Here is a 23,208-nt window from a genome sequence, read left to right on the forward strand (position 1 = left end):
TAGCTTGGCTTGTCCGCGCGCTTTGGCATACAATAGAAGGATTCAATCCGAAGGGGAGTGAGCAGATGCGGTATTTGGAAAATGAACGACGGTACGAGACGATGGTTTACAATCGGAGCGGGGCTAGCGGGTTAAAGCTTCCGGCGATATCCTTGGGCCTGTGGCACAATTTCGGAGGCGGCGACAGCTACGAGAACGGACGCGCGATGGTGCGCCGGGCGTTCGATCTCGGGATTACGCATTTTGATTTGGCCAACAATTACGGGCCGCCGGCCGGTTCGGCGGAGGAAACCTTCGGGCGGATTTTGAAGCAAGATATCGGGCATCTGCGGGATGAAATGGTCATCTCGACCAAAGCCGGTTATTACATGTGGCCGGGGCCTTACGGCGACTGGGGGTCCAGGAAGTATTTGATTTCCAGCCTCGATCAAAGCTTGAAAAGGCTGAACCTGGACTACGTCGATATCTTCTACCATCACCGGCCGGATCCCGAGACACCGTTGGAAGAAACGATGGCCGCGTTGGACCTTGTTGTTCGTCAGGGGAAGGCGTTATACGTGGCGCTTTCCAATTACTCCCCGGAACAGACACGGCAAGCGTCCGCGATCTTGAAGTCGCTGGGTACGCCCTGCTTGATTCATCAAGTGCGGTATTCGATGCTGGAGCGTAAGATCGAGGAAGGTCTGCTGGACGTGCTGGAGGAAGAGCGGATCGGCTGCATCGCGTTCTCGCCGCTTGCCAAGGGGATGCTGACGGACCGCTACTTCCAAGGCATCCCCGCGGATTCCAGAGCCGCCGGGGCTAGTATCTTCTTGAAGCCGGAAGAGCTGACCGAAGCGGTGATGGCGAAGACGCGCCAGCTGAACGAGCTTGCCGGTCGGCGCGGGCAAAAGCTGTCGCAAATGGCGCTCGCTTGGGTGCTTCGCGGTGGAAAGGTAACCTCCGCCTTGATCGGCGCGAGCAGAGTCAGCCAAATCGATGACGCAGTCGGTACGCTTGCCAATATGGCTTTTACGGACGAGGAGCTTCAGCAGATAGACAATATCTTGAAAGGCTAAAATCGAAAACGCCCTCCGAACGTTCACTGAACGGTCGGAGGGCGAAGTCGTGTTATGGCCTGTGATGCCATTCACCGGACATCCACGCGCTTGCTTTCCAGCGAAGCACGTCCGGTGTGGCCAGATGCGCGATTTCCTTCAAAAATTCGAGCTGTTCGATGTCGGACATCGGCTGGAAGCTCCGGGCGACGCTTAAGTTTCGTTCCAGCTGCTCCATCGTTTCCATGCCGACAATTGCGGTCGAGATCGGCAGCGAAAGCGTATAACGAAGCGCTTGTTCGTACCAAGGCGCCAGCTTGCCGAGGGCGAACACCTTCATGCCGATGACTGCGACGCCCTTCTCCTGCGCTTTGGGGAGAAATTCGTGAGCAAAGCTGTAGATGAGATGGTCCGCCGCAGACAGCGCGACAAGCGCGCTATCGAACGGAAACCGCTCAATCGCTTCGAGCTGGACACGCGGATTCGTGTGTCCGCTGATGCTGAGCTTGCCGACGAGCCCTTGTTCTTTCGCTTCCCGAAGCGCTTCGAGTGCGCCGCCCTTGGCGAAGCATTGCTCCAGCTCTTCGAACGTCATGATGTTATGAAGGCGCCATTCGTCGACGCGGTCCGTTTGCAGCCGCTTCAAGCTAGCCTCCAGAAGCTTCCAGGAGCCGTCGCGGGTGCGGTCGTTCGTTTTGGTTGCGACCCACACCTCACTGCGGCGATGCTTCAGTACGAGGCCAAGCCGCTCTTCGGACTGCCCGTTGGAGTAGCGCGGCGCCGTATCGAAGTAGGTGATGCCCTCGTCGATGGCACGGTTAACGATGCGAACCGCTTCTTCTTCCGTGCAGCCGTGTTCGTCCACTATGCGCTGCGCGCCGAAGCTGAGGAGCGGAAACCGTCGTCCGGTCGCTCCGAAATCCCGTTGTTCCAAGCGTACTCACTCCTTCAATTATTTTGAAAAAAATGGGTGTTGTCCGTATGCTATCCTATCTTCTTCGAGAAAGCAACAGGGGAGAGGGGAAATGCTTGGATGCGCGCGAATGTTTACATGATTTCCCAAAATGACCGATTGACAGCGAAAATATGACCGTTTATAATCGTTATATATATAAAACGATCACAAACGATCGATTTTGTGATCGAATCGTCCACAAACAAGCAAACGGAGGGCGAACCCATTGTTCGGAGAAGAACGAAAAAATAATATTTTATCGTTAGTGGAAGAGAAAAAAAGCGTCGATGTGCAGGAATTATGCGAATTGTATCAAGTTTCCGAATCCACGATCCGCCGGGACTTGCGGGAGATGGAGGAGGCCGGGCTGCTGAAGCGTACGCACGGAGGCGCTATATCCGTGAAAAGCGTCATGTTCGAGCCGTCTTTCTCGGAGAAAGAAATTTCCCGCACCGCTGAGAAGAAAGCCATTGCGGCGAAGGCGGCGGCGATGATTCGCAACGGCGACACGATATTGCTTGATGCAGGCACGACGACGTACTACATGTTTCGCGAATTGGAAGCGTTTCAGAAGTTGACGGTTGTGACCAACTCGATCATTTTGCCTCAAGACGTCAACCTGCCTCTCGGCATCGAGCTCATTGTCCTGGGCGGCGCTTACCGCGCTGGCGTCATGTCGCTCGTTGGTCCGTTCGCCGAAAGATGCCTCGACATGATCAAGGTTGACAAAGCGTTCATGGCGACCAACGGCATGGATTTGAAGGAAGGACTGACGACGCCGAACTTGATGGAAGCGGATATTAAGCGCAAAATGATTCGCCGCGCGGACCGCGTCATTCTGCTTAGCGACAGCAGTAAAGCGAATCAGGTCAGCTTCTCGCGTTTCGCCGATTGGAGCGACATCGACGTCTGTATTACCGATGCCGGAATGCCCGGTGAATTCATGGAGGCATTAACGGCGCGGGGGATCGAGGTTTATGCGGTTGAGGCCGGGAAGGAGCTCGGAGATGGGTAGACAACAGGTGGTAACGGTCACATTAAATCCGTCGATGGACAAAACGGTGCTATTACCCTCCCTCCAGGTCGGAGGCTTGAACCGAGCTGAAGAAATTCGGCTTGATCCCGGCGGCAAAGGGATTAACGTGGCGCGCATTTTGCAAAGCTTTCAGGTTCGCGTGACCGCGGCCGGATTTCTGGCAGGTACGCTTGGCTCGCGCATCAGGCGGGAGCTGGAGGGAATCGGCATCCGCACGGAATTCGTTGAGGTGGCTGGGGAAACGCGCACGAACATGAAGCTGGTGGACACCTGGAAGCGGGTCACGACGGAGATTAATGAGCCGGGCTTCGACATCGCTCCTGAAGCGTTGAGAGCGCTGAATCAAAATTTGGAAGCGCTGCTCGCGGAAACGGAAGTGATGGTGCTGGGAGGCAGCCTGCCTAAAGGCGTCGATACGCAGATCTATTACGATTACATCCGGACGGCGCACCGCTTCGGCGTCAAGACGATTCTGGATGCGGACGGCGAGGCGTTGGCTGCGGGGATCGAAGCCATCCCGTATGCGGTGAAGCCCAATCAGTTCGAGCTTGAGCAGCTGGTGGGCGCAAAGCTGGAGACGGATCGCGATATCGTCGAAGCCGGACGTTCCCTGCTGAACCGGGGCATCCGGGTTGTGCTCGTCTCGATGGGCGCGCAGGGCGCGATCGTCATGAATGAAACGGAAACGTACCGCGTCCGTCCGTTCCCGATCGAGGCACTCAGCACGGTCGGAGCCGGAGATTCGATGGTGGCCGTCATGGCGCACGCGCTGCTCGCAGACCGTCCGCTCCCGGAGCTGGCGCGCTGGAGTGCGGCGGCTGGGACGTTAACCGCAAGCAAGCCGGGAACGCAGGTAAGCACCTTCGAAGAAATTGAAAGGCATGTGAATCAGGTACAGCTTCAAGCTCTGTAAGGAAACGAAGTTATATCTTGAAGGGGGATCTCCTATGAAAAAATTGTTGGCGGTTACTTCATGCCCTACCGGAATTGCCCACACGTATATGGCTGCTGAGTCTTTGCTCAAAACGGCCGCAGAGAAAGGCGTGGAGTTGAAGGTTGAGAAACGCGGCGCGCTTGGCGTGGAGGACGAAATCACCGAGCAGGAAATCGCAGCGGCGCATGCGATTATCATCGCGGCGGATACGGACGTGGAGGAATCGCGTTTCGCCGGCAAGCCGGTCGTGAAGGCGGGCGTTGCCGAAGGCATCAAAAATCCGATCGGTCTTATCGAGGAAGCACTTTCGATGCAGGCCGTATCGCCAAGCGCTGCGGCAGGCGGCGCTGACTATGCCGCAAAGGTCGAGCGGGCGAAGCAGGAGCGCAGCGCGAAGCGTACAGGCTTTTACAAGCACCTGATGACGGGCGTATCCAATATGCTGCCGCTCGTCGTTGCAGGCGGGATTATTATCGCGCTGTCGTTCATATTCGGCATCAACGCTTTTAAGGAAGAAGGAACGCTGGCTGCAGCGCTGATGAGCATCGGCGGCGGCGCGGCATTCGCTTTGATGGTACCGGTTCTGTCGGGCTTTATCGCCTTCTCTATTGCCGACCGGGTCGGCCTGGCGCCAGGCCTTGTCGGCGGCATGCTGGCCAGTCAGCTCGGCGCGGGTTTCTTGGGGGGGATTATTTCCGGTTTCCTAGCCGGATACATCGCCCAGTGGATGAAGACGGCTGTTAAACTGCCGAAGACGCTTGAAGGCGTCAAACCGATTCTGATTATTCCGGTCTTATCTACGCTTATCGTTGGCTTGCTTATGATTTACGTAATTGGAACGCCGGTTAAATCGATTATGGACGCTTTAACGCAATGGTTAACCGCCATGAACACGACCAACGCCGTTTTCCTTGGGCTGCTGCTTGGGGCTATGATGGCCTTCGATATGGGCGGACCGGTTAACAAAGCGGCTTACACGTTTGCCGTAGGTTTGCTGGCGAGCCAAGTATACGGCCCGATGGCGGCGGTCATGGCTGCGGGTATGACACCGCCGCTCGGCTTATGGCTGGCGACGCTGATCGCGAAGAACAAGTTCACGAAGGAAGAGCGCGATGCGGGTAAAGTAGCTTCCGTCATGGGCATTTCCTTCATTACCGAAGGCGCGATCCCGTTCGCGGCAGCCGATCCGCTGCGTGTCATCCCTTCGATTATGCTTGGCTCGGCGGTAACGGGAGCGCTGTCGATGGTGTTCGGCGCGACGCTGCAGGCGCCGCACGGCGGAATTTTCGTCCTTACGATTCCGAACGCCGTAACGCATTTGGCGGCTTATACCGCAGCGATCGCCGTCGGTACGGTGATCACCGCAGTTTCGGTCATGATGTTGAAGAAGAAAGTCGCTTAACTTTAACTTTTAATTACCAGGAGGAACCTACAAATGAGTGCAAACGCAAACGAGTTGATTCAAACCGAGACGATCGTCCTTGACATGAACGCGACAAGCCGCCAAGACTGCCTGGAACAGCTGGCCGCCCGCATGGAAGCCGGGCAATACGTGACCGACCGGGCGCTGTTTCTTGCCGATGTGGAGGCGCGGGAGCAGCATGCGTCGACGGCAATCGGCTTCGGCGTAGCGATTCCGCACGGCAAATCGGCGGGTGTCGTGAAGCCGGGGCTGGCATTCGCCCGGCTATCCCGGCCGCTCGATTGGAACGCGCTTGACGGGCAGCCGGTGTCACTGATCATCCTGCTGGCGATTCCGCAGGCCGAAGCGGGCAAAGAGCATCTGCGCGTTCTGGCGTCGATCTCACGGAAGCTGATTCACGAAAGCTTCCGCAACGAACTGAGCGAAGCGAAGACCGAGGAAGACGTGCTGCGTACTTTGGAAAGCGCGCTCTCTTAATAAAGCGATAAAGATCACACCGTAAGAAGAACCAGGTGGAGAGGAGTTTCACCCTATGCAATCAAGAATACTTACGATTATCAATGAAGAGGGCATGCATTTGCGTCCGGCGCAAACGCTGGCCGATGCGGCCATACAATTTGAATCGGATATTTTTCTGGAGACGGAAGGCGGCATGGAAGCGAACTTGAAGAGCGTGCTCGGCATTATTGCGCTCGGGCTGGAGAAAGGCGCTGAAGTCAAGCTGTCGGCCGACGGGCCGGACGAGGAGAAGGCGGCGGACGAAATCGCCCGCTTGTTCGAGTCGGGGTTCGGTGAGTAGGATGGGCGAATTACGCATTCAAGGTATTGGCGTTTCGGAAGGTATCCGCTTCGGCCGTGCATTCGTTTATGCGCTGGCCGGAGAGGGGCGGGCCGCTTACGCGGAGCGGATCGAGCCGGACCAGGTGCCCGCGGAGCTTGAGCGGTTGGAGCAGGCGAAGCGGCAATCGGTTGCCGAGCTGGAAGCGATCATCGCGAAGTCGGAGCTGACGCTGGGCAAAGAGAAGAGCGCGATCATTCAAGGGCAGAAGAGCTTTTTGAGCGATCCGGCGTTTTATGGTGAAATCGTCAGTCAGGTTAAGCGCAAGCAGGCATCGCCCGAGAAAGCCGTCGAGACGGTTGTCGCCCAGCTTAGCGCGGTGTTTGAGAAAATGAACAATGCGTACGTGAAAGAACGCATTCACGATATTAAAGACGTGGCGGAACGGCTGATGTCGCATCTTCAGCAAGTGTCGTACCCGGATTTGTCGTTTATTCAAGAACCGGTCATCCTGGTTGCCGAAGATTTGACGCCTTCGGTTACGGTGCAGCTCGACAAACGAACCGTGCTCGGATTTGTCACCCGTATCGGGGGCCAAACGACCCATACGGCAATCTTGTCCCGCTCGCTCGGCATTCCGGCGGTTGTCGGCACAGGAGAGGCGTTCGCCGCCTTGAAGCATGGCGACGAGCTGATCCTGGACGGCACGGAAGGCGTCTGCATCGTGTGTCCCGATGCCGCGACGACCGCAAGCTACCGTGAGAAGTTCGAGCAAGAGCAGGCTGCAGCCGAGAAGCTGTCCGCATATCGCGGGCTTCCGGCCCGCACGGCGGACGGCACCACAGTGGAGCTGGCGGTTAACGCAGGCATGCCGGAAGAGATGCGCGAAGGGATCGCGGAAGAAGCGGACGGCGTCGGCTTGTTCCGGACCGAATTTCTGTTCATGCACGCGGACGGCTTTCCGGACGAAGAGGATCAGTTTCGTGTCTACCGGGGGATGGTGGAGCAGTGGAATGGCAAGCCGGTCGTCATTCGGACGCTGGACATCGGCGGAGATAAGGAGCTGTCCTACTGGGACCTGCCGCACGAGGACAATCCGTTCCTCGGTATGCGGGCGATCCGGCTGTGCCTGCACGAACGCGAGCTGTTTAAGACGCAGCTGCGGGCGATTATCCGCGCCAGCGCGTTCGGCTGCGTGAAGATCATGTTCCCGATGGTGTCCTCGATGCAGGAGTTTCGGGAGGCAAAGGCGCTGGCCTTGCAGGCGATGCAGGAGCTGAAGGCGGCTGGAATCGCCTATGACGAGAAGCTTGAGCTTGGCATCATGGCTGAAATTCCTTCCGTCATTCAACTTGCGGACCGGTTCGCCAAGGAAGTCGATTTCTTCAGCATCGGCACGAACGATCTGGTGCAGTATACGCTGGCCGTCGACCGGATGAACGAGAAAGTCGCGCACTTGTACGATTATTTCCATCCGGCGGTGCTGCGCTCCATCCGCAGCTTGATCGACGCTGCGCACCGCGAAGGCAAGCGGGTCGGCATGTGCGGCTCGATGGCCGGGGATCCGCTTGCCGCCCCGCTGCTTCTGGCCATGGGCCTGGACGAGTGGAGCATGGACGCGGCGTCCGTCGCCAAGCAAAAGTTCGCATTGTCCCGGCTTCACGCCGTGGAGTGCCGCGCCCTGCTGGAGCGGGCTATCGACAGCGACACGGCTGCGGAAGTACGCGGGCAGGCGAAGGATTTCTACGAGACGAAGTTCGGGGCCGAGGAGCAGCGCCAGCCGGGTTAGGCGGAGTCGGAAGGGCTGGGCGGCGCATGCAGGGCGGGCGTCGCAAAGCTTGAAGGAGCTGCAGATTGGCCCGCCCGATGCGGTATTTTGCGGTAAAAACAGCAAACGTCTGCCGGTGAGAATAGGAATGCGTGTACATCATGATTTGTAATTCGATTCCAGAGCGGTGTCCGGCGAGCATGCAGCGTGCGAGCGGCATGCTGTTTGCCGGAAGCGAGGCACCGCTTGCAGGACCTGAACAGCTGGTCCACGTCAAAAACGCCGTTCCTTCGCCAATTTGGCGGAGGGGCGGCGTTTTTGGCATGGCGGCATACGTTACCCGATCTTCAGTGCGAATAGAGCATCCTCGTTCAGCTATTTGGTGCGGAGGCGCTGCTACTCCCAAGTCGCCTTCATCTTCGAGAAAAAGTGGCCGATCGCCATCGATGCGGCGCCGAGCGCGGACGATGCCATGCCGAGCTGCGAGTAGGCGACGGAGGTGTGCTTGCGGTGGAACGCGAGACTGCGCGTGTCCAGCGACTCGTGGATGCTATCGGCGATCCATTCGCTCGCCAGCGACATCCGGTTGCCGATCACGATCAGCGCTGGATTGAACACGTTGACGAGGTTGGCGATCCCGATGCCGAGCCAATGTCCCGTGTCCGCGAACAGCTCGCGCACCCCGGTCACGTCCTGTTTGGCCGCCGCCAGCAGCGCGTGCAAGCGGGGCGTTGGCTCGTCGCCCAGCCGGAGCTTATTCGCTTGAAGCAGCAGCGCCTTCTCCGAGGCGAACGTCTCCCAGCAGCCGCGGTTGCCGCAGCCGCAGCGGGGCCCGTCCTGCGCGAGCATCATATGCCCGACTTCGCCGGAGAACCCGGATACACCGCGGTACAACGCGTCGTTCAGTATGATGCCGGCGCCGATCCCGATGCCGACGCTGATATAGAGCAGGTTCGAGACGGCGCGACCGGCGCCGAATTCTTTTTCCCCGAGCGCCCCGGCGTTAGCTTCGTTATCGATGGACACCTCCAGGCCGAATTCCGCCTGCAGCATGTCGCGCAGCGGCACGTTCTCCCAGCCGAGGTTCGGGGCGGACAGCACCCGCCCTTGATCGTCGACAAGTCCGGGCACGCCGACGCCGATGCCGACGATGCCGTAAGGCGAGGGAGGCGCCTTTCTGATCAGACCGTGGATCGTCCTCTTCAGCTTGTCCGTCACGGCTTCCACCTCGAGATCGGCGATCTCGATCTTCTTCTCCTTGACGATCGCGCCGCTCAGATCCGTGATCATCGCGAGGATGTAGTTGACCCCGAGATCGACGCCGATCGCATAACCGGCTTGTTGGTTGAACAGCAGCATCATGGGCTTGCGGCCGCCGCTCGATTCGCCGAGACCGGTTTCGGTAACGAAGTGCGCTTCGATCAATTCGCTCACAAGCCCCGAGACCGTCGCTTTGTTCAAACCGGTTTTGGCCGAAATGTCGGCGCGCGAAATCGGAAACTCGCGCCGGATCGTATCGAGCACGATATAGGTGTTTATTTTTTTGATAAGCTGATGATCGCCGGTAATTTTCATACGAACTCCTTACGAACTTGTTGTCGATTTTCTCCATCATACCACGTTTTCACAAAAAGAAAACATCAACTTACTTTGTTTACTAGACAAACTAAGTTGAGCGTGTTAGGATAAAGGAAAGCGTTGCCAATTCATCTCCAACCGATAAGGAGGACTTATCCATGGCTTATTTTAATACGGTGAATCGCATTCAGTTTGAAGGCAAACAGTCCCGGAATCCGCTCGCATTCAAGCACTATAACAAGTCGGAAGTCGTGCTCGGGAAGACGCAGGAGGAGCATCTTCGCTTCGCAGTGGCCTATTGGCACACGATGACCGGCGGCGGCAGCGACCCGTTCGGCGCGGATACGGCGATTCGGCCGTGGAACGGGTACAGCGGGCTTGACCTCGCGAAAGTCCGCGTTGAAGCGGCATTCGAATTTTTCACGAAAATCGATGCCCCGTACTTCTGCTTCCATGATCGCGATATTGCGCCGGAAGGCCATTCGTTGAAGGAAACGAACGAGAACCTCGACGTCATTGTAGCGCAAATCAAAGAACACATGAAAACGAGCGGCGTGAAGCTGCTGTGGAACACGGCGAACATGTTCTCGAACCCGCGTTTCGTTCACGGGGCGGCGACGACGTCCAATGCGGAAGTGTATGCCTATGCGGCTGCTCAAGTGAAAAAAGGTCTGGAAACCGCCGTGGAGCTCGGCGCTGAAAACTACGTGTTCTGGGGTGGACGCGAAGGGTACGAGTCGCTGCTCAATACGAACCTGGAGCTGGAGCTCGACAACCTGGCGAGGTTCTACCATATGGCGATTGCGTATGCGAAGGAAATCGGCTTTACCGGCCAATTCCTGATCGAGCCGAAGCCGAAGGAGCCTTCCAAGCACCAGTACGATTACGATGCGGCGACGTCCATCGCGTTCCTGCAGAAGTACGGCCTGGATCGACACTTCAAGCTGAACCTCGAAGCGAACCACGCCACACTGGCCGGCCACACCTTCGAGCATGAGCTGCGCGTCGCGCGCATCAACGGTATGCTCGGTTCGATCGATGCCAACCAGGGCGACCTGCTGCTCGGCTGGGATACCGACGAGTTCCCGACAGACTTGTACGCCGTAACGTTAGCGATGTACGAAATTCTCAAGAACGGCGGACTCGGCTCCGGCGGCGTCAATTTCGACGCGAAGGTGAGAAGATCGTCGTTCGAGCCGGAGGATTTGTTCCACGCGCATATTGCGGGCATGGATACGTTCGCCAAAGGGTTGAAGGTGGCGGCGAAATTGATCGAGGACGGCTTCTTCGAGAACATCGTCAGCGAACGTTACAGCTCGTTCCAAAGCGGTATCGGCCTCGACATCGTGAACGGTACGACGGACTTCCGCAAGCTGGAGCAATACGCGCTCGCCCAAGACGGCATCCGCAACAAATCCGGCAAGCTGGAGCTCATCAAAGCGCAGCTGAACGAGTACCTGTTCTCGGTGTAAGCAGCGGTATACTAGAATGAAGAATAACGAAAGCAAGGGACTGCTGCAGTCCCTTTTTTCTCGAATGACGGGGAGGATTCCAGCATGAGCTATGTAATCGGCATCGATTTGGGTACCGGTTCGGTCAAATCGCTGCTTGTCGATCAGAAGGGCATGATTTGCGGCGAAGCGTCGAGAACCTATCCGCTGCAGCATGAGCAGCCGGGGTACAGCGAGCAGCACCCGGAAGATTGGGTGACGCAAACGCTGGGCACGCTGCGCGAGCTGCTCCAGACGAGCGGCGTTCAGCCGGAGCAGGTGGAGGGAATCAGCTTCTCCGGGCAAATGCACGGGCTGGTGCTGCTCGACGGACAAGGTCAAGTGCTGCGTCCGGCGATCTTGTGGAACGATACGCGCACGACCCCGCAATGCCGGGCGATTGAAGCAAAACTGGGGTCCAGGCTGCTCGATATTACGAAAAATGCGGCGCTTGAAGGCTTTACGCTGCCCAAATTGTTATGGGTGCAGGAGCACGAGCCGGAGCTGTTCGCCAAGGCTGCGGTTTTCCTGCTGCCGAAAGATTATTTGCGTTACCGGCTGACCGGCAAGCTGCACATGGATATAACCGACGCGGCGGGCACGCTGCTGCTCGATGTGATCGGCAAACGGTGGAGTACCGACATTTGCGAAGCGTTCGGCCTTGATCCGAAGCTGTGTCCGCCGCTTGCCGAAGCGATGGAGCATGTCGGCGGCCTGCTGCCGGAAATAGCCGGTCAAACCGGGCTTGCGGCGTCGACGAAGGTGTTCGCCGGCGGCGCGGACAATGCATGCGGCGCGGTAGGCGCAGGCATTGTCGGCAAAGGCGCGACGCTGTGCAGCATCGGGACGTCCGGCGTGATCCTCGCCTATGAGGAGCGGGAGCAGGACTTTGCGGGCGCTTTGCACTTCTTTAACCATGCGCAGCCGGAAGGCTTCTATGCGATGGGCGTGACGCTGGCGGCCGGTTACAGCCTGGATTGGTTCAAGAAGACGATAGCGCCGGACGAAAGCTATGATTCCTTCTTGTCGCTTGTCGCGGAGGTGCCGGCCGGTGCGGGCGGCTTGCTGTTTACCCCTTATCTGGTCGGCGAGCGCACGCCGCATGCCGACGCGGTCATCCGCGGCAGCTTCGTCGGGCTGGACGGCTCGCATCGCCGGGAGCACCTGACCCGCGCGGTGATGGAAGGAATAACGTTCTCGCTGAATGAGTCGCTCGAACGGTTCCGGGCGGCGGGCATGGCGGTGGAGACGATCGTTTCGATTGGCGGCGGCGCGAAGAACGACGTGTGGCTGCAGATGCAGGCGGACATCTTCGGAGCGCCGGTTGTGAAGCTGAAGAACGAGCAGGGTCCGGCGCTGGGCGCGGCAATGCTGGCCGCCGTCGGCTGCGGCTGGTTCGCATCCTTAAGCGAATGCGCGGCATCGTTCGTTGCGTATGATCGCCGCTTCGAGCCGATTCCGGCGAACGTGGAGACGTATCGCGGGTTGTTCGAGATTTACAAAAGCGTGTATGCGCACACTCGGGAAATGAACGAGCGCCTCCGGGCATACCGGTAAACGTTTATTTTGAGTTCCTCCCCGAACCGTCTATAATGGAATGGAAATGACTAATGGGGAGGAGTCCTTGATATGCAGTCTCCGAATCGCGATTTGGTGCAATATTATGTCGTCAATGAAGAACTGTCGATGTCTGCGGGGAAGATTGCCGCACAGGTCGCGCATGCGGCGACCACGATGACCCTGCACGTGCTGCTTCAAGATCAAGGCTCTCACGAAACGTACCAGGCATGGCTGAATCAAGGGCAGAAAAAAATCGTGTTAAAAGGAAGCGAGCGGGAGCTGCTGCGCCTAACGGACGAAGGTTATTTGTCCATTCGGGACGCGGGTCATACGGAAGTGCCTTCCGGCTCGTTAACCGTCGTTGTTCTGCCCCCGATGGAGAAAAGCATTGCCGGGCAGAGCGTATCCGGACTCAAGTTGTTATAACGGGCGCTTATGGCCGTTGAGAAAGGAGAAACGAAAGAGATGACCGAGCCGATTGCATTGGTATTTGCCCATCCCGACGATGAAACGTTCCTAAGCGCCGCCTTGATCCGGCGACTGGCTGATGAAGGGAATGCCCCGGTGCTGCTGCTTGCTACGAAGGGAGACGCCGGGAAAAAGAACGGCGCGTTCGCTCACTTGAGCAACGAGGAGCTTGCCGAGCTGCGCGAGGCGGAGATGAGCCGGGCGGCCGAAATTCTGGGGCTGTCCGCGGTGGAGCATCTCGCGTATCCCGACGGCAAGCTGCAGGAGGCGGACGAAGCGGAGTTCGTTCGGCGCGTCGCCGGGTTTCTGAACCGGCACCGTTCGCCGGTCGTCGTGACGTTCCCCGAAGACGGAGGCAACTACCACCCCGATCATATGGCGATCTCGCGCATTGCGACGAAGGCGGTGCTGGACGGATGGTGCCCGCACGTAGAGAAGCTGTATTATATTTTGTCGGCTCCGCTTGCCGAGAAAGGCGTTCAGCCCGCGTTTCGTCTCGATACGGAGCCGTATTGGCCGGTGAAGGCGGCAGCCCTGCGCGCACACGATTCGCAAGCTCTGGCGATCGAGCGGTATTTCGGGCCGCTGGACGCATTCCCCGAGCAGCGCCGCTACGAGGCGTTCGTGTTGGCGTGGGAGCGGGGCGAAGCATGGCCGAAGCGGACGGAGACGTGGATCACGGATCGTCTGAACTCATAATCTCAGATTCAAGGAGAAATCCCCCCATGACGCTTAGGGATGAGCGAATTCGGGGGATTTTGTGCGTTGCAATCAGGTATTGACTTCGAGTTGACTCTAACTTGTATGATCGGTTCATCCAATCAGGAAGGGAAGGATGAACGATGAATCAAAGAGTGATCGTGACGGCTTACGGAGAAGCCGACGTCTTGCGGTTGATGGATGAACCCTTGCAGGCTCCGGCATCCGGCGAGGTGCTGATTCGAGTGGAAGCCGCAGGCGTGGCGCTAGGCGATGTGATGCGGCGAAAAGGCGTTTATCCCGGAGGGCCAAAGCCTCCTTTTACCCCAGGCTACGACGGCGTCGGCCGAATTGAAGCTGTAGGGGAGGGGGTGTCCGGTTTACGTGCGGGAGAGCGGGTGGCCTTTTGCTTGGACGGTACCGGCGCCTATTCCAGGTATGTAAGGGTTCGCGAGCAGGATGCGATTCCTGTCCCGGCATCCATAGACCCTTATGAAGCCGTTTGCCTCGTGCTGAATTATGTGACGGCTTATCAGCTGCTGCATCGCGCCGTGAAGAAGGAGGGTATGCGCCGCATCCTTGTTCATGGCGCTGCCGGCGGGGTCGGGACGGCGCTGCTGGAGCTGGGACGAGTGCTTGGACTCACGATGATCGGGACGGCCTCCGAGCCGAAATTAGCGTCGGTCCGCGGTTACGGCGCCATGGGAATCGATTACCGGTCGGAAGATTTCGTACAAGCCGTGCTTGAACGGTACCCGGACGGGGTGGATGCTGTTTTCGACCCGATCGGGGGGGACAATTGGCGGCGATCCGCTCAAACGTTAAGACCGGGCGGTGCTTTAGTTGGTTTTGGCTTCACCTCCGTCTTAACGGCCGGACCGGATGCCGAAGCTGCGTCCCGGCTCCGGGGGGACTGGTCCCGGCTTTCCCAGGGGCAATGGCACAGTGAGAAGCCGGTGCTGGCCTCCGCTTACAGCGTCACGCAATGGAAAAGAGAGCATCCGTCGTGGTTCCGGCTGGACCTGCAAGCGCTGCTGCAGCTGTTGTCCGAGGGCCGGATCAAGCCGGTCGTCCATGCTGTGATCCCGCTGCAGGAGGCGGCCGAGGCCCACCGTCTTATTGAATCCTCCCGCACAATCGGTAAAATAATAGTAGACTGCTTGTGAGGATAAATAGGGCAGCCGTGGAAGGAGGCTACAAGATGCTCACGGTGGGGGAAGCTGCGGAGCGCTTAGGCATTACCGCTTATACGCTTCGTTATTATGAGAAAATCCGGCTGCTGCCTGAGCCGGCCCGGCGCGGACCGGGCAAAGCCCGGCTATATTCGGAAGAGGATTTGCGCTTTATCCGCTTTCTGTTGAGCTTGAAGGACACCGGCATGTCTTTGGCGCATATCGCCATTTTCGTCAAGGACGGCTGCTTGCTGGATCGGGCTCCATCGGGGAACGAGGATCTCACGGACGCCGTAACGAATCGCCTGGACATTCTGCAGCAGCATTACACCGAGCTGGAGGCGCAGCAGGCTAAGCTATCGGAGATCATGGCCCTGACCAGAGAGAAGATTGAATTTTATTCAGATGTGCTTATTTCACGAGGCGAAAAGTTTAGAGGATCAGGAGAGCAACATCTGAACTGAGCCTTTGTATGGAGAAGCCTATGTATTCGTGAGCAATAACAGGCATTCAGGCAATGGGCTGCCAGGGGCGGCCGGTTGCTTTTTTCTTTGCTTTTATACGCGGATCGTGTGATAATATGGTTTTCTTCCTTGAATTTACTTGGATGGAGGCCAAATCATAGTGGAGCGGTATCCTTTTGCTTACGACCGTTCGCAGCCGTTCATTCAGCAGGTTGCGGAATGGATCGCGGATGTGTTTTACGATATATTGCCGGAAGCGGGCTTCGAGGTTCGCGACGAGCAAATTTATATGGCGTTTCAGCTGGAACGGGCGTTTGCCGAGAAACAGGCCATTTTCGCGGAAGCGGGCGTAGGGACGGGGAAAACGCTAGTTTACTTATTGTATGCGATCTGTTACGCGCGTTATATGCAGAAGCCGGCGGTTATCGCCTGTGCCGACGAATCGTTGATCGAGCAGCTGGTCAAGCCCGAGGGGGATATCGCCAAGCTGGCCCGGCATCTGGGTATGGCCATAGACGCCAGACTCGGCAAATCGCCGGATCAGTACGTGTGTCTGGTCAAGCTCGACGAGGCGAGATTCGGATACGAGGATGTCGAGATGTACAAGGACCTGTACGAGAGCTTGCCGGAGTTTGTGCATACGCACGAAGCGCTGCAATCGTTCTACGCTTACGGCGACCGGAAGTTTTACCCGCACCTGAACGATGAGCAATGGAACAAAATCGGCTGGGACGCCTTTCAGGACTGCTTCGTCTGCGACAAAAGGCACCGCTGCGGGCAGACGCTTTCCCGCGATCACTACCGGCGGTCCGGCGATTTGATCATTTGCTCGCACGACTTCTACATGGAGCATGTGTGGACGTATGAGGGAAGAAAGCGGGAAGGCCAGCTGCCGCTGCTGCCGGACCACTGCGCCGTCGTATTCGATGAAGGACATTTGCTGGAGTCGGCCGCCCAGAAGGCGCTGACCTACAAGCTGAAGCATGTCGTATTTGAAGAACTGATTACGCGTTTGTTAAAAGGAGAAATCCGCGAATCGCTCGCGGTGCTGATCGACGAGGCGATTGAGCAGAGCGAAGCGATGTTCGGCGTCCTGGAGCGGCAAAGCCGGGAAATCCCCGGCTCCGACCGGAAGCAGATCGTCTTGAGCGATCAGCTGCTTGAGGAGGTGGACCGGTTCCGCAGCATTCTCACGGCGATTGAGGAAGAGCTTGTATTTGAGAGCGAGCTGTACACCCTGAACGCCTACCATCTGCGTATCGTCGAGGAGCATCTGGAGATGATGCAGAAGGCTTTAAGCTTGTTCGGGCAGCCGGAATCGCTCATTTGCTGGGCGACGGAAAGCGTGAACGGACTTACTCTCGTCATGATGCCGAGAACCGTGAAGGAAGTGCTGCGCGAACGGGTTTTTTCGGCAAATATGCCGATCGTGTTCTCTTCCGCCACGTTATCCGTGGACGGTTCCTTCGATTTTGTGACGGACAGCCTCGGGGTGGAGCGTTACTTGTCTTTCTCCGTCGCTTCGCCGTATGAGTACGAGCATCAAATGGAAGTTATCGCTCCCAAATGGTCTTACCGGGGGACGTTCTCGGAGAAGATGAAAACCGCCGTCAAATTGCTGGAGCATACGGAAGGCAGGGCGCTTATTTTATTCCCGTCCAAAGACGAGCTGGTGCGGTTTAAACGCGAAGTCGCTTATTATCCGGAATGCGCGGCGATGCGCTTTTGGTTCGAGGGCGACCAAGAGATCAGCCATTTGATCTCGTCGTTTCAACAGGACGAACTGAGCGTGCTGTGCGCGGTCAGCTTATGGGAGGGGCTCGACGTGCCCGGACCGTCGCTGTCGAACGTCATCGTATGGTCGCTGCCTTGGCCGCCTCAAGATCCGGTGTTTATGGCGAAGCGTCAGTCGGCGGCATCTCCGTATGAAGAGGTCGATTTGCCTTATATGCTGCTGCGTCTCAAGCAGGGAATCGGGCGGCTGATCCGCTCCCGTGACGACCGCGGCCTCGTGGCCATTCTAAGCGAAGAGCTGCACGAGAGTCCGGAACTGCGGGCGAAAGTGATGGGATTGCTGCCGGAAGCTGTCCGGTTGAAGGAATCGCTCGAAATGGTGTAAACAAATCTGTGTAAAGGCATTGGAATGAGGAGCATTTCACGTTATAATCGAGTATGGGCATTACTTAGTACGAGATGCCGTTCTCGCCAATACACGCATAAGGAGCCGTATCATGGAAAAAACACTTATTTTCGGGCACAAAAACCCCGACACCGACACCATTTGCTCGGCGCTTGCTTACGCCGACTTGAAAACCAAATTAGGCCAAAACGTCGAAGCAGTCCGTCTGGGCAGCGTAAACGGGGAGACGCAATACGCATTGAACCAATTTGGTGTAGAAGCGCCGCGTTTGGTTGAAGCGGTAGCCGGCGAAGCGAAGAATGTGATCCTGGTCGACCACAACGAGCGTCAACAAAGCGCTAACGACATCGATCAAGTGCGCGTTGTCGAAGTTATCGACCACCACCGGATCGCGAATTTCGAGACAAGCCATCCGCTATACTACCGCGCTGAGCCGGTAGGCTGCACGGCAACAATCCTGAATAAAATGTACAAGGAAAACGGCATAGCCATCGATAAAAACATCGCAGGTCTGATGTTGTCCGCGATTATCTCGGATTCCTTGTTGTTCAAATCCCCGACTTGCACGGCAGAAGACGTAGCCGCCGCTCGCGAATTGGCCGAGATCGCCGGTGTGAACGCCGAGAGCTACGGTTTGGAAATGCTGAAAGCGGGAGCCGATCTGAGCGACAAAACGATCGCCCAGCTGATCTCGCTGGACGCGAAAGAATTCCAAATGGGCGCTTACAAGGTTGAGATTGCGCAAGTCAACGCCGTCGACACGAACGATGTGCTTGTGCGTCAAGCGGAATTGGAAGCGGCACTGAACGGCATTATCGCCGAGAAGGGTCTGGATCTGTTCTTATTCGTCGTGACGGATATCCTGAACAACGATTCCGTCGGACTTGCACTCGGTCGCGCGGCTCATGCGGTCGAGCAGGCGTACAACGTCAAGCTGGACGACAACAAGGCGCTGCTGAAAGGCGTCGTCTCGCGTAAATCGCAAATCGTTCCGGTATTGACCGAAGCGTTCAACAAGCTGTAAGTTTCATCACGAAGGCTGCCTGGCGAATATGCTCGGCAGCCTTTTGGCGTTGAACAAGGGTGGCAGCGTATGCAGGTGATTTCAAGGAAGGGAGCGCAAGCTGGATGCAAACTGCGGGAATCGATATCGGTACGACGTCGCTGTGCCTGATCATTGCGGATGTGCTTAGCGGAAAAGCGCTTCGGACGATCACGCGTCCGAACGATGCGGGGCTTGCGTCCTCCCGCAGTTGGGAGGCGCTGCAGCAGCCGGATCGGATTGTCCGGCTCGTGCAATCCATGATTGCCGAATGCGGCGACGAATGGCGGCATGTAGGCGCCATCGGCATTTCGTGCCAGATGCACGGCATCGTCTATGTCGACGGCAGCGGACAAGCGGTCGGACCGCTCGTCACCTGGCAGGACCGGCGCGGCGAGGAGCTTATCGATGCGGGGGGAAGCACGTACGCAGCCCGACTCGAAGCTTTGACCGGCTATCGCCTGGCGACCGGCTACGGGCTGGTCACGCATGCCTACAATGCCGCGCATGGCGAAGTGCCTGCTGAGGCCGTGGCGCTGTGCGCGATCGGCGACTACGTGGCGATGAAGCTTTGCGGCGCGGCCGCCCCCGTGACGGATGCTTCGAATGCGGCCGGCTTCGGGCTGTTCTCGCTCGGAGCGCAGCGATTCGATCTATCGGCGATGGCGAAGGCGGGGCTCGACGCCGCCATTCTGCCGAGGGTGGCCGGTGCCGGCGATACGGCGGGCCGGACGCCGGACGGCAAGCTGGTCGCCTGCGCGATCGGCGACAACCAGGCGAGTTTCCTCGGCGCGGTGAAGACGCTGAAGGGGAGCTTGCTCTTCAATATCGGCACCGGTGCGCAGGTATCCGCCTTCTCGCCGGAAGCGATGGAAGGTGAAGGCATCGAAGCGCGACCTTGCCCGGGCGGAGGTTATCTGCTGGTCGGCGCATCGCTCAACGGCGGCAAGTCGTACGCCCTGCTGGAGCGGTTTTTCCGGGAGACGTGCCGTGCGTTTATGCCGGAGTTTGGCGACGGGCGAAGTTTGTACGCGCGTATGAACGAGCTGGCGCTGGAGGCGATGGCGGAAGCGGGGCCGGACTTCCCGGCGGGGCTTGCGAATGGGCCGCAGGTCGGGACTTTGTTGTACGGGACGCGGCAGTCGCCGGGAGCGACGGGTTACATCACCGGCTTGCGGCCGTCGAACTTGACGCCGAAGCATCTGATCGTCGGATGGATGAACGGGATCATCGAGGAGCTGCTCGGGTTCATGGAGGCGATCCCGCAGCAGCTGCGTGCCGGCGTGACGTCCGTCAGCGCTTCGGGCAACGGCATACGCCGCAATCCGGCGATGCGGCGGCTGCTGCAAGCGAGGCTGGGGCAGCCGCTATTCGTCGCGGACGTGGAGGAGGAGGCGACGTTTGGCGCAGCCCTTCATGCGGCGGTGGCTGCGGGCTATTATGACGACCATGAAGCGGCTCTGCTCGGGATGCATAGAGGCTTCGATCAGACCTGACTCGAATAAGCGCACGGGCGTGTCAGGACAGTATCGGCTGGAAACATAGGGGTGGAACTTTTTCGCTGCCAGCCGCGTTTACGAAAGTGGAAGGGGAGGCTCTTAAGCTCGGCGTCTCGTTGACGAATACGAGTAAGCAAGCGGTCACCTTGACCGGCCCCGCCGAATTTGAACTGCAGCTGTACCGGATGGCGGGCGAGCGCAAGGAGCTTGTATGGAAGGGGCTGCTTCCGCCGCTGCCCGCGACGTCGATTCCCGGCAACGGCTCTTATTTCCTCGCAGACATTCCGTGGAACCAAAACGACTTGGATGGAAACCAAGTCCCGCAGGGCAGCTACTTGCTGCAGCTGCATGCGGTGAAACCGGTCGATTTCGTCGAGGCAAGCCGCGATGAAGAAGTGCGCCGGCTGGAGATGAGCGGCCGATTTGTTTGGCAGACCTTTGGCATTGTGATAGCTCCGGGAGGCTACCTTGGCACAGGCGGACTGCAAAGCGATCAAGGAAGAAGCCTGACCCGGTAACGGGGCATCCCGAATCCGACGAGAAGGACAGACGTATGCGACGCGTACGGCTGTCCTTTCGTCGGTTAGAGTAAACAGACTACCCTGTTGAGGAGGACTATGCATGCAGGAACTGGAACCGTCACAGGTCCGATCTATATCTTCGCTTGCCGCAGGCTGCCCCTGCTGCAAGCATCATCCGCTAACGCTGGACCGGATCGTTGTGGAAAGAGGTGCGCTGCTCGAAGCGGCGCCTTATCTGAAAGAACGCGGCTACCGCCAGGTCGCTCTCGTGTCCGATGAGAACACCTATCGCGCAGCGGGCGGCAGGCTCGCCTCAGAGCTTGCCGCAGCCGGTATTCGCACCGTACTCGCCGGGGCGAAGCCGGATGCGCAAGGAGACGTCGTGGCCGACGAAGCGGGCTTAATTCGGCTCATGCTCGACATCCCGCAAGAGGGGACCGATGCGCTGCTGGCCGTCGGGTCCGGCACCTTGCACGATATGGTTCGGTTTATCGCCTTCAAGATGGGCAAGCCGTTCATCTCTGTGCCGACCGCCCCGTCTGTCGACGGCTTTACTTCCGTTGGCGCGCCGCTCATCATCGGCGGAGAGAAAATAACGATTCCTGCGATCGCGCCGGATGCTATCTTCGCCGACCTCGACGTGTTGATCGAGGCGCCGCAGCCTCTGGTGGCGGCGGGCTTCGGCGACATGCTCGGCAAGTACACGTCGCTGTTCGACTGGCGCTTCGGCCATCTCGTTCGGGACGAGCCGTATTGTCCGGCCGCCGCGCAAATTACGAAGCAAGCGCTCCTCGCTTGCGTCCGGAGCGCGGAAGCGATCGCGGAGCGAAGCACGGAGGGCCTACGCATTCTGATGAACGCGCTGATCGAGTCGGGGCTTGCGATGCAGCTGTTCGGGCAGTCGCATCCGGCGTCGGGGGCAGAGCACCATTTATCCCACTATTGGGAGATGGAGTATTTGCGTCTCGGCCGAAAGCAGCTGCTGCATGGCGCCAAGGTGGGCGTTGCCTGCGCGGTCATCGCGCAGACCTATCACCGGCTCGCCGCGGACGAGTCGTTCGACAAGCTTGCCGCGGGCCACGGCGAAGAGCTGCGGCGCGGTGTGCGCGAGATTCCAACCGCCGATGAACTGAAGCGGCTGCTGCTGCAAGCAGGCGGTCCGGAAACGGCGGATCAGCTTGGCATCGACGACGAATTGCTGTCCAGAAGCTTGCGCGAAGCGCCCCGGGTAAGGCCGAATCGATTCACGCTGCTGCATGCGGTTCATGCATCGGAGCAATCGTCATGTCGTTTATAAACTTGGAGAATCCGTAATCTCATCCGTAATCTTATACTTTATAGTATGCTTAGTCCGATTACCGCCGGCATTTTACTATTGCAACATGATAGAACTAGCAGGAGATAGCGGAACAATGGTGTCTTCTTTAAGGGGTCTACGCTGCATGCAGTGCTGGAAATGCTACCCATACCGCAGCAGAGAAACGGCAAGACTCGTTACCGTGGCTGCCTTTCAAGCACGATGAATAAATCAAGAATCCTGACGTCTTCAGCCAATTTTCAGCCAACGTTCAAGCAGCGCTCAGCTATCCTTCATGTTCGTTTAAGATTGGGCGCCTATACTTCAAAGTGTAGAACAAAAACTAAACGAAAACACAAAGGAGAAATGAACATGAATACGATTGGCAAAAAAATCGCAGCAGGTACGGTAGCAGCAGCTTTCTTACTCGGAGGCGCAGGGTTGTACTACACGCAGGCTTACGCGGCGGACACGGCGGCGGACACGAGCGTGACGGACGGCAGCAGCCAGGCGCAGAAGCCGAATGGCCAGCACGGCTTCGGCAAACGCGGTAATCGCGAAGGAGGCGAGCAAGGCTTCGAGCGCGGCGGGCGCGGAGGCTTCGGCATGAAGGGCGGCATCATCGAGGAAACGGCGACTGTGCTCGGAGTTGAGGCATCCGTGATCCAAAGCGAGCTTCAGCAGCAAAAAACGCTCGCCCAAATCGCGCAGGAGAAGGCGGGTTTAAGCGAAGAGGCGTTCGTGCAAAAGCTGGTCGAAGCGGAGACCCAAAAATTGGACGACGCCGTCAGCGCCGGTACGATCACGCAAGAGCAAGCCGATAAGCACAAAACGGACTTGGCGGATCGTCTGAAGCAGGCGGTTAACGGCACGGGGAAAGGCCCGGGCGGGTTCCTCGGAGGCAAGGGCGGACACGGCGGGCATGGCGGATTCGGAATGTTCGGCAATCCGGAGTCGTTGTCGACCCTGCTCGGCATCACCCAGCAAGAGCTGACTTCGGCCTTGCAGCAAGGCAAGTCGCTGTCTGAAATCGCGCAGGAAAAAGGAATTTCTCAAGATCAATTGATCGCCAAGCTGAAAGAAAACATGGACGAGGCCCTCAAGCAATTCGTCGAACGCAAGCATGACGGCCAAACGCCGCCGGCGTCGTCTGCGGCGCCTGCGCCAGCCGAGTCTGCGCCAGCCGCAGCGTCGGGAGCGTAAGCGCGGCCTGACTGCGAATCCAGCCTCATGAAAGCTCAAGCGGTCTGCCCAAGGGGCAGGCCGTTTTGTCGTGGTCCAGTCTTCAGCAGAGTATCCGGCAGCACAGGCGTGAATCGCCGCAGCGGAACCATGCACGTACTCACC

21 protein-coding genes are annotated in these 23,208 nt (G+C 58.2%); 19 read left to right on the forward strand and 2 right to left on the reverse strand.

Annotated elements, in window-relative coordinates:
- The first annotated feature begins 65 nt into the window (after nt 1-65).
- On the forward strand, nt 66-1,058 hold the full coding sequence (locus ACZ439_RS22250; RefSeq protein ID WP_054797510.1) for an aldo/keto reductase: 993 nt from the start codon (nt 66-68) through the stop codon (nt 1,056-1,058).
- Between the two features lie 52 nt (nt 1,059-1,110).
- On the opposite strand, the gene ACZ439_RS22255 is transcribed toward ACZ439_RS22250, so the two are convergent.
- The gene (locus tag ACZ439_RS22255; protein ID WP_054797511.1) at nt 1,111-1,971 is read right to left on the reverse strand and encodes an aldo/keto reductase; all 861 of its coding nucleotides are present in this window, start codon (nt 1,969-1,971) and stop codon (nt 1,111-1,113) included.
- 247 nt (nt 1,972-2,218) lie between these two features.
- Between ACZ439_RS22255 and ACZ439_RS22260 the strand changes: the two genes are divergently transcribed.
- Genes ACZ439_RS22260 through ptsP form a run of 6 tightly spaced genes read left to right on the forward strand, consistent with a single transcriptional unit; the run spans nt 2,219 to nt 7,952 of the window.
- Nucleotides 2,219-3,007, forward strand: a complete 789-nt coding sequence (locus ACZ439_RS22260; protein WP_141336135.1) for a DeoR/GlpR family DNA-binding transcription regulator — start codon at nt 2,219-2,221, stop codon at nt 3,005-3,007.
- Nucleotides 3,000-3,941 carry a 1-phosphofructokinase gene (pfkB, locus tag ACZ439_RS22265; protein WP_464620227.1) on the forward strand — a complete coding sequence of 314 codons (942 nt, stop codon included), beginning with the start codon at nt 3,000-3,002 and terminating at the stop codon, nt 3,939-3,941. The genes ACZ439_RS22260 and pfkB overlap by 8 nt, the downstream gene beginning before the upstream one ends.
- A 34-nt stretch (nt 3,942-3,975) precedes the next feature.
- Complete coding sequence (locus tag ACZ439_RS22270) at nt 3,976-5,364, forward strand: PTS fructose transporter subunit IIC (protein WP_464620228.1); 1,389 nt, start codon at nt 3,976-3,978, stop codon at nt 5,362-5,364.
- A 33-nt stretch (nt 5,365-5,397) separates the two neighbouring features.
- On the forward strand, nt 5,398-5,862 hold the full coding sequence (locus tag ACZ439_RS22275; protein ID WP_054799973.1) for a PTS sugar transporter subunit IIA: 465 nt from the start codon (nt 5,398-5,400) through the stop codon (nt 5,860-5,862).
- Between the two features lie 55 nt (nt 5,863-5,917).
- Complete coding sequence (locus tag ACZ439_RS22280; RefSeq protein ID WP_054797513.1) at nt 5,918-6,184, forward strand: HPr family phosphocarrier protein; 267 nt, start codon at nt 5,918-5,920, stop codon at nt 6,182-6,184.
- A 1-nt stretch (nt 6,185) separates the two neighbouring features.
- Nucleotides 6,186-7,952: a phosphoenolpyruvate--protein phosphotransferase gene (ptsP, locus tag ACZ439_RS22285; protein ID WP_054797514.1), complete on the forward strand. Its 1,767-nt coding sequence runs from the start codon at nt 6,186-6,188 to the stop codon at nt 7,950-7,952.
- A gap of 375 nt (nt 7,953-8,327) precedes the next feature.
- On the opposite strand, the gene ACZ439_RS22290 is transcribed toward ptsP, so the two are convergent.
- The gene (locus ACZ439_RS22290; RefSeq protein WP_141336140.1) at nt 8,328-9,506 is read right to left on the reverse strand and encodes an ROK family transcriptional regulator; all 1,179 of its coding nucleotides are present in this window, start codon (nt 9,504-9,506) and stop codon (nt 8,328-8,330) included.
- A gap of 161 nt (nt 9,507-9,667) precedes the next feature.
- Between ACZ439_RS22290 and xylA the strand changes: the two genes are divergently transcribed.
- The 12 genes from xylA (at nt 9,668) to ACZ439_RS22350 (ending at nt 23,064) form a co-directional block, all read left to right on the forward strand.
- Nucleotides 9,668-10,981: a xylose isomerase gene (xylA, locus tag ACZ439_RS22295; RefSeq protein WP_141336141.1), complete on the forward strand. Its 1,314-nt coding sequence runs from the start codon at nt 9,668-9,670 to the stop codon at nt 10,979-10,981.
- Nucleotides 10,982-11,065: 84 nt separating this feature from the next.
- Nucleotides 11,066-12,556 carry a xylulokinase gene (gene xylB, locus ACZ439_RS22300; protein WP_054797531.1) on the forward strand — a complete coding sequence of 497 codons (1,491 nt, stop codon included), beginning with the start codon at nt 11,066-11,068 and terminating at the stop codon, nt 12,554-12,556.
- A gap of 72 nt (nt 12,557-12,628) precedes the next feature.
- Nucleotides 12,629-12,985 carry an aminoacyl-tRNA hydrolase gene (locus tag ACZ439_RS22305; protein ID WP_127607008.1) on the forward strand — a complete coding sequence of 119 codons (357 nt, stop codon included), beginning with the start codon at nt 12,629-12,631 and terminating at the stop codon, nt 12,983-12,985.
- Between the two features lie 39 nt (nt 12,986-13,024).
- Nucleotides 13,025-13,726 (forward strand): PIG-L deacetylase family protein, encoded by a 702-nt coding sequence (locus ACZ439_RS22310; protein ID WP_127607007.1) that lies wholly within the window; start codon nt 13,025-13,027, stop codon nt 13,724-13,726.
- 143 nt (nt 13,727-13,869) lie between these two features.
- The gene (locus tag ACZ439_RS22315) at nt 13,870-14,892 is read left to right on the forward strand and encodes a medium chain dehydrogenase/reductase family protein (protein WP_430104393.1); all 1,023 of its coding nucleotides are present in this window, start codon (nt 13,870-13,872) and stop codon (nt 14,890-14,892) included.
- A gap of 35 nt (nt 14,893-14,927) precedes the next feature.
- Entirely contained in the window at nt 14,928-15,362 is a 435-nt protein-coding gene (locus ACZ439_RS22320; protein WP_054797518.1) for a MerR family transcriptional regulator, read from the forward strand.
- A 160-nt stretch (nt 15,363-15,522) separates the two neighbouring features.
- Nucleotides 15,523-17,481 carry an ATP-dependent DNA helicase gene (locus tag ACZ439_RS22325; RefSeq protein WP_127607003.1) on the forward strand — a complete coding sequence of 653 codons (1,959 nt, stop codon included), beginning with the start codon at nt 15,523-15,525 and terminating at the stop codon, nt 17,479-17,481.
- A gap of 112 nt (nt 17,482-17,593) precedes the next feature.
- Nucleotides 17,594-18,526 (forward strand): manganese-dependent inorganic pyrophosphatase, encoded by a 933-nt coding sequence (locus ACZ439_RS22330; RefSeq protein WP_464620229.1) that lies wholly within the window; start codon nt 17,594-17,596, stop codon nt 18,524-18,526.
- Between the two features lie 104 nt (nt 18,527-18,630).
- Nucleotides 18,631-20,040 carry a sedoheptulokinase gene (locus ACZ439_RS22335; protein ID WP_054797519.1) on the forward strand — a complete coding sequence of 470 codons (1,410 nt, stop codon included), beginning with the start codon at nt 18,631-18,633 and terminating at the stop codon, nt 20,038-20,040.
- 119 nt (nt 20,041-20,159) lie between these two features.
- A complete protein-coding gene (locus tag ACZ439_RS22340) occupies nt 20,160-20,561 on the forward strand; it encodes a hypothetical protein (protein WP_464620230.1) in 402 nt (133 codons plus the stop codon).
- A 103-nt stretch (nt 20,562-20,664) separates the two neighbouring features.
- The gene (locus ACZ439_RS22345; protein WP_201318343.1) at nt 20,665-21,861 is read left to right on the forward strand and encodes a sn-glycerol-1-phosphate dehydrogenase; all 1,197 of its coding nucleotides are present in this window, start codon (nt 20,665-20,667) and stop codon (nt 21,859-21,861) included.
- A 372-nt stretch (nt 21,862-22,233) separates the two neighbouring features.
- Nucleotides 22,234-23,064: a hypothetical protein gene (locus ACZ439_RS22350; protein WP_127606994.1), complete on the forward strand. Its 831-nt coding sequence runs from the start codon at nt 22,234-22,236 to the stop codon at nt 23,062-23,064.
- The last annotated feature ends 144 nt before the right edge of the window (nt 23,065-23,208 follow it).

The sequence above is a fragment of the Paenibacillus sp. JCM 9796 genome (assembly GCF_055379675.1).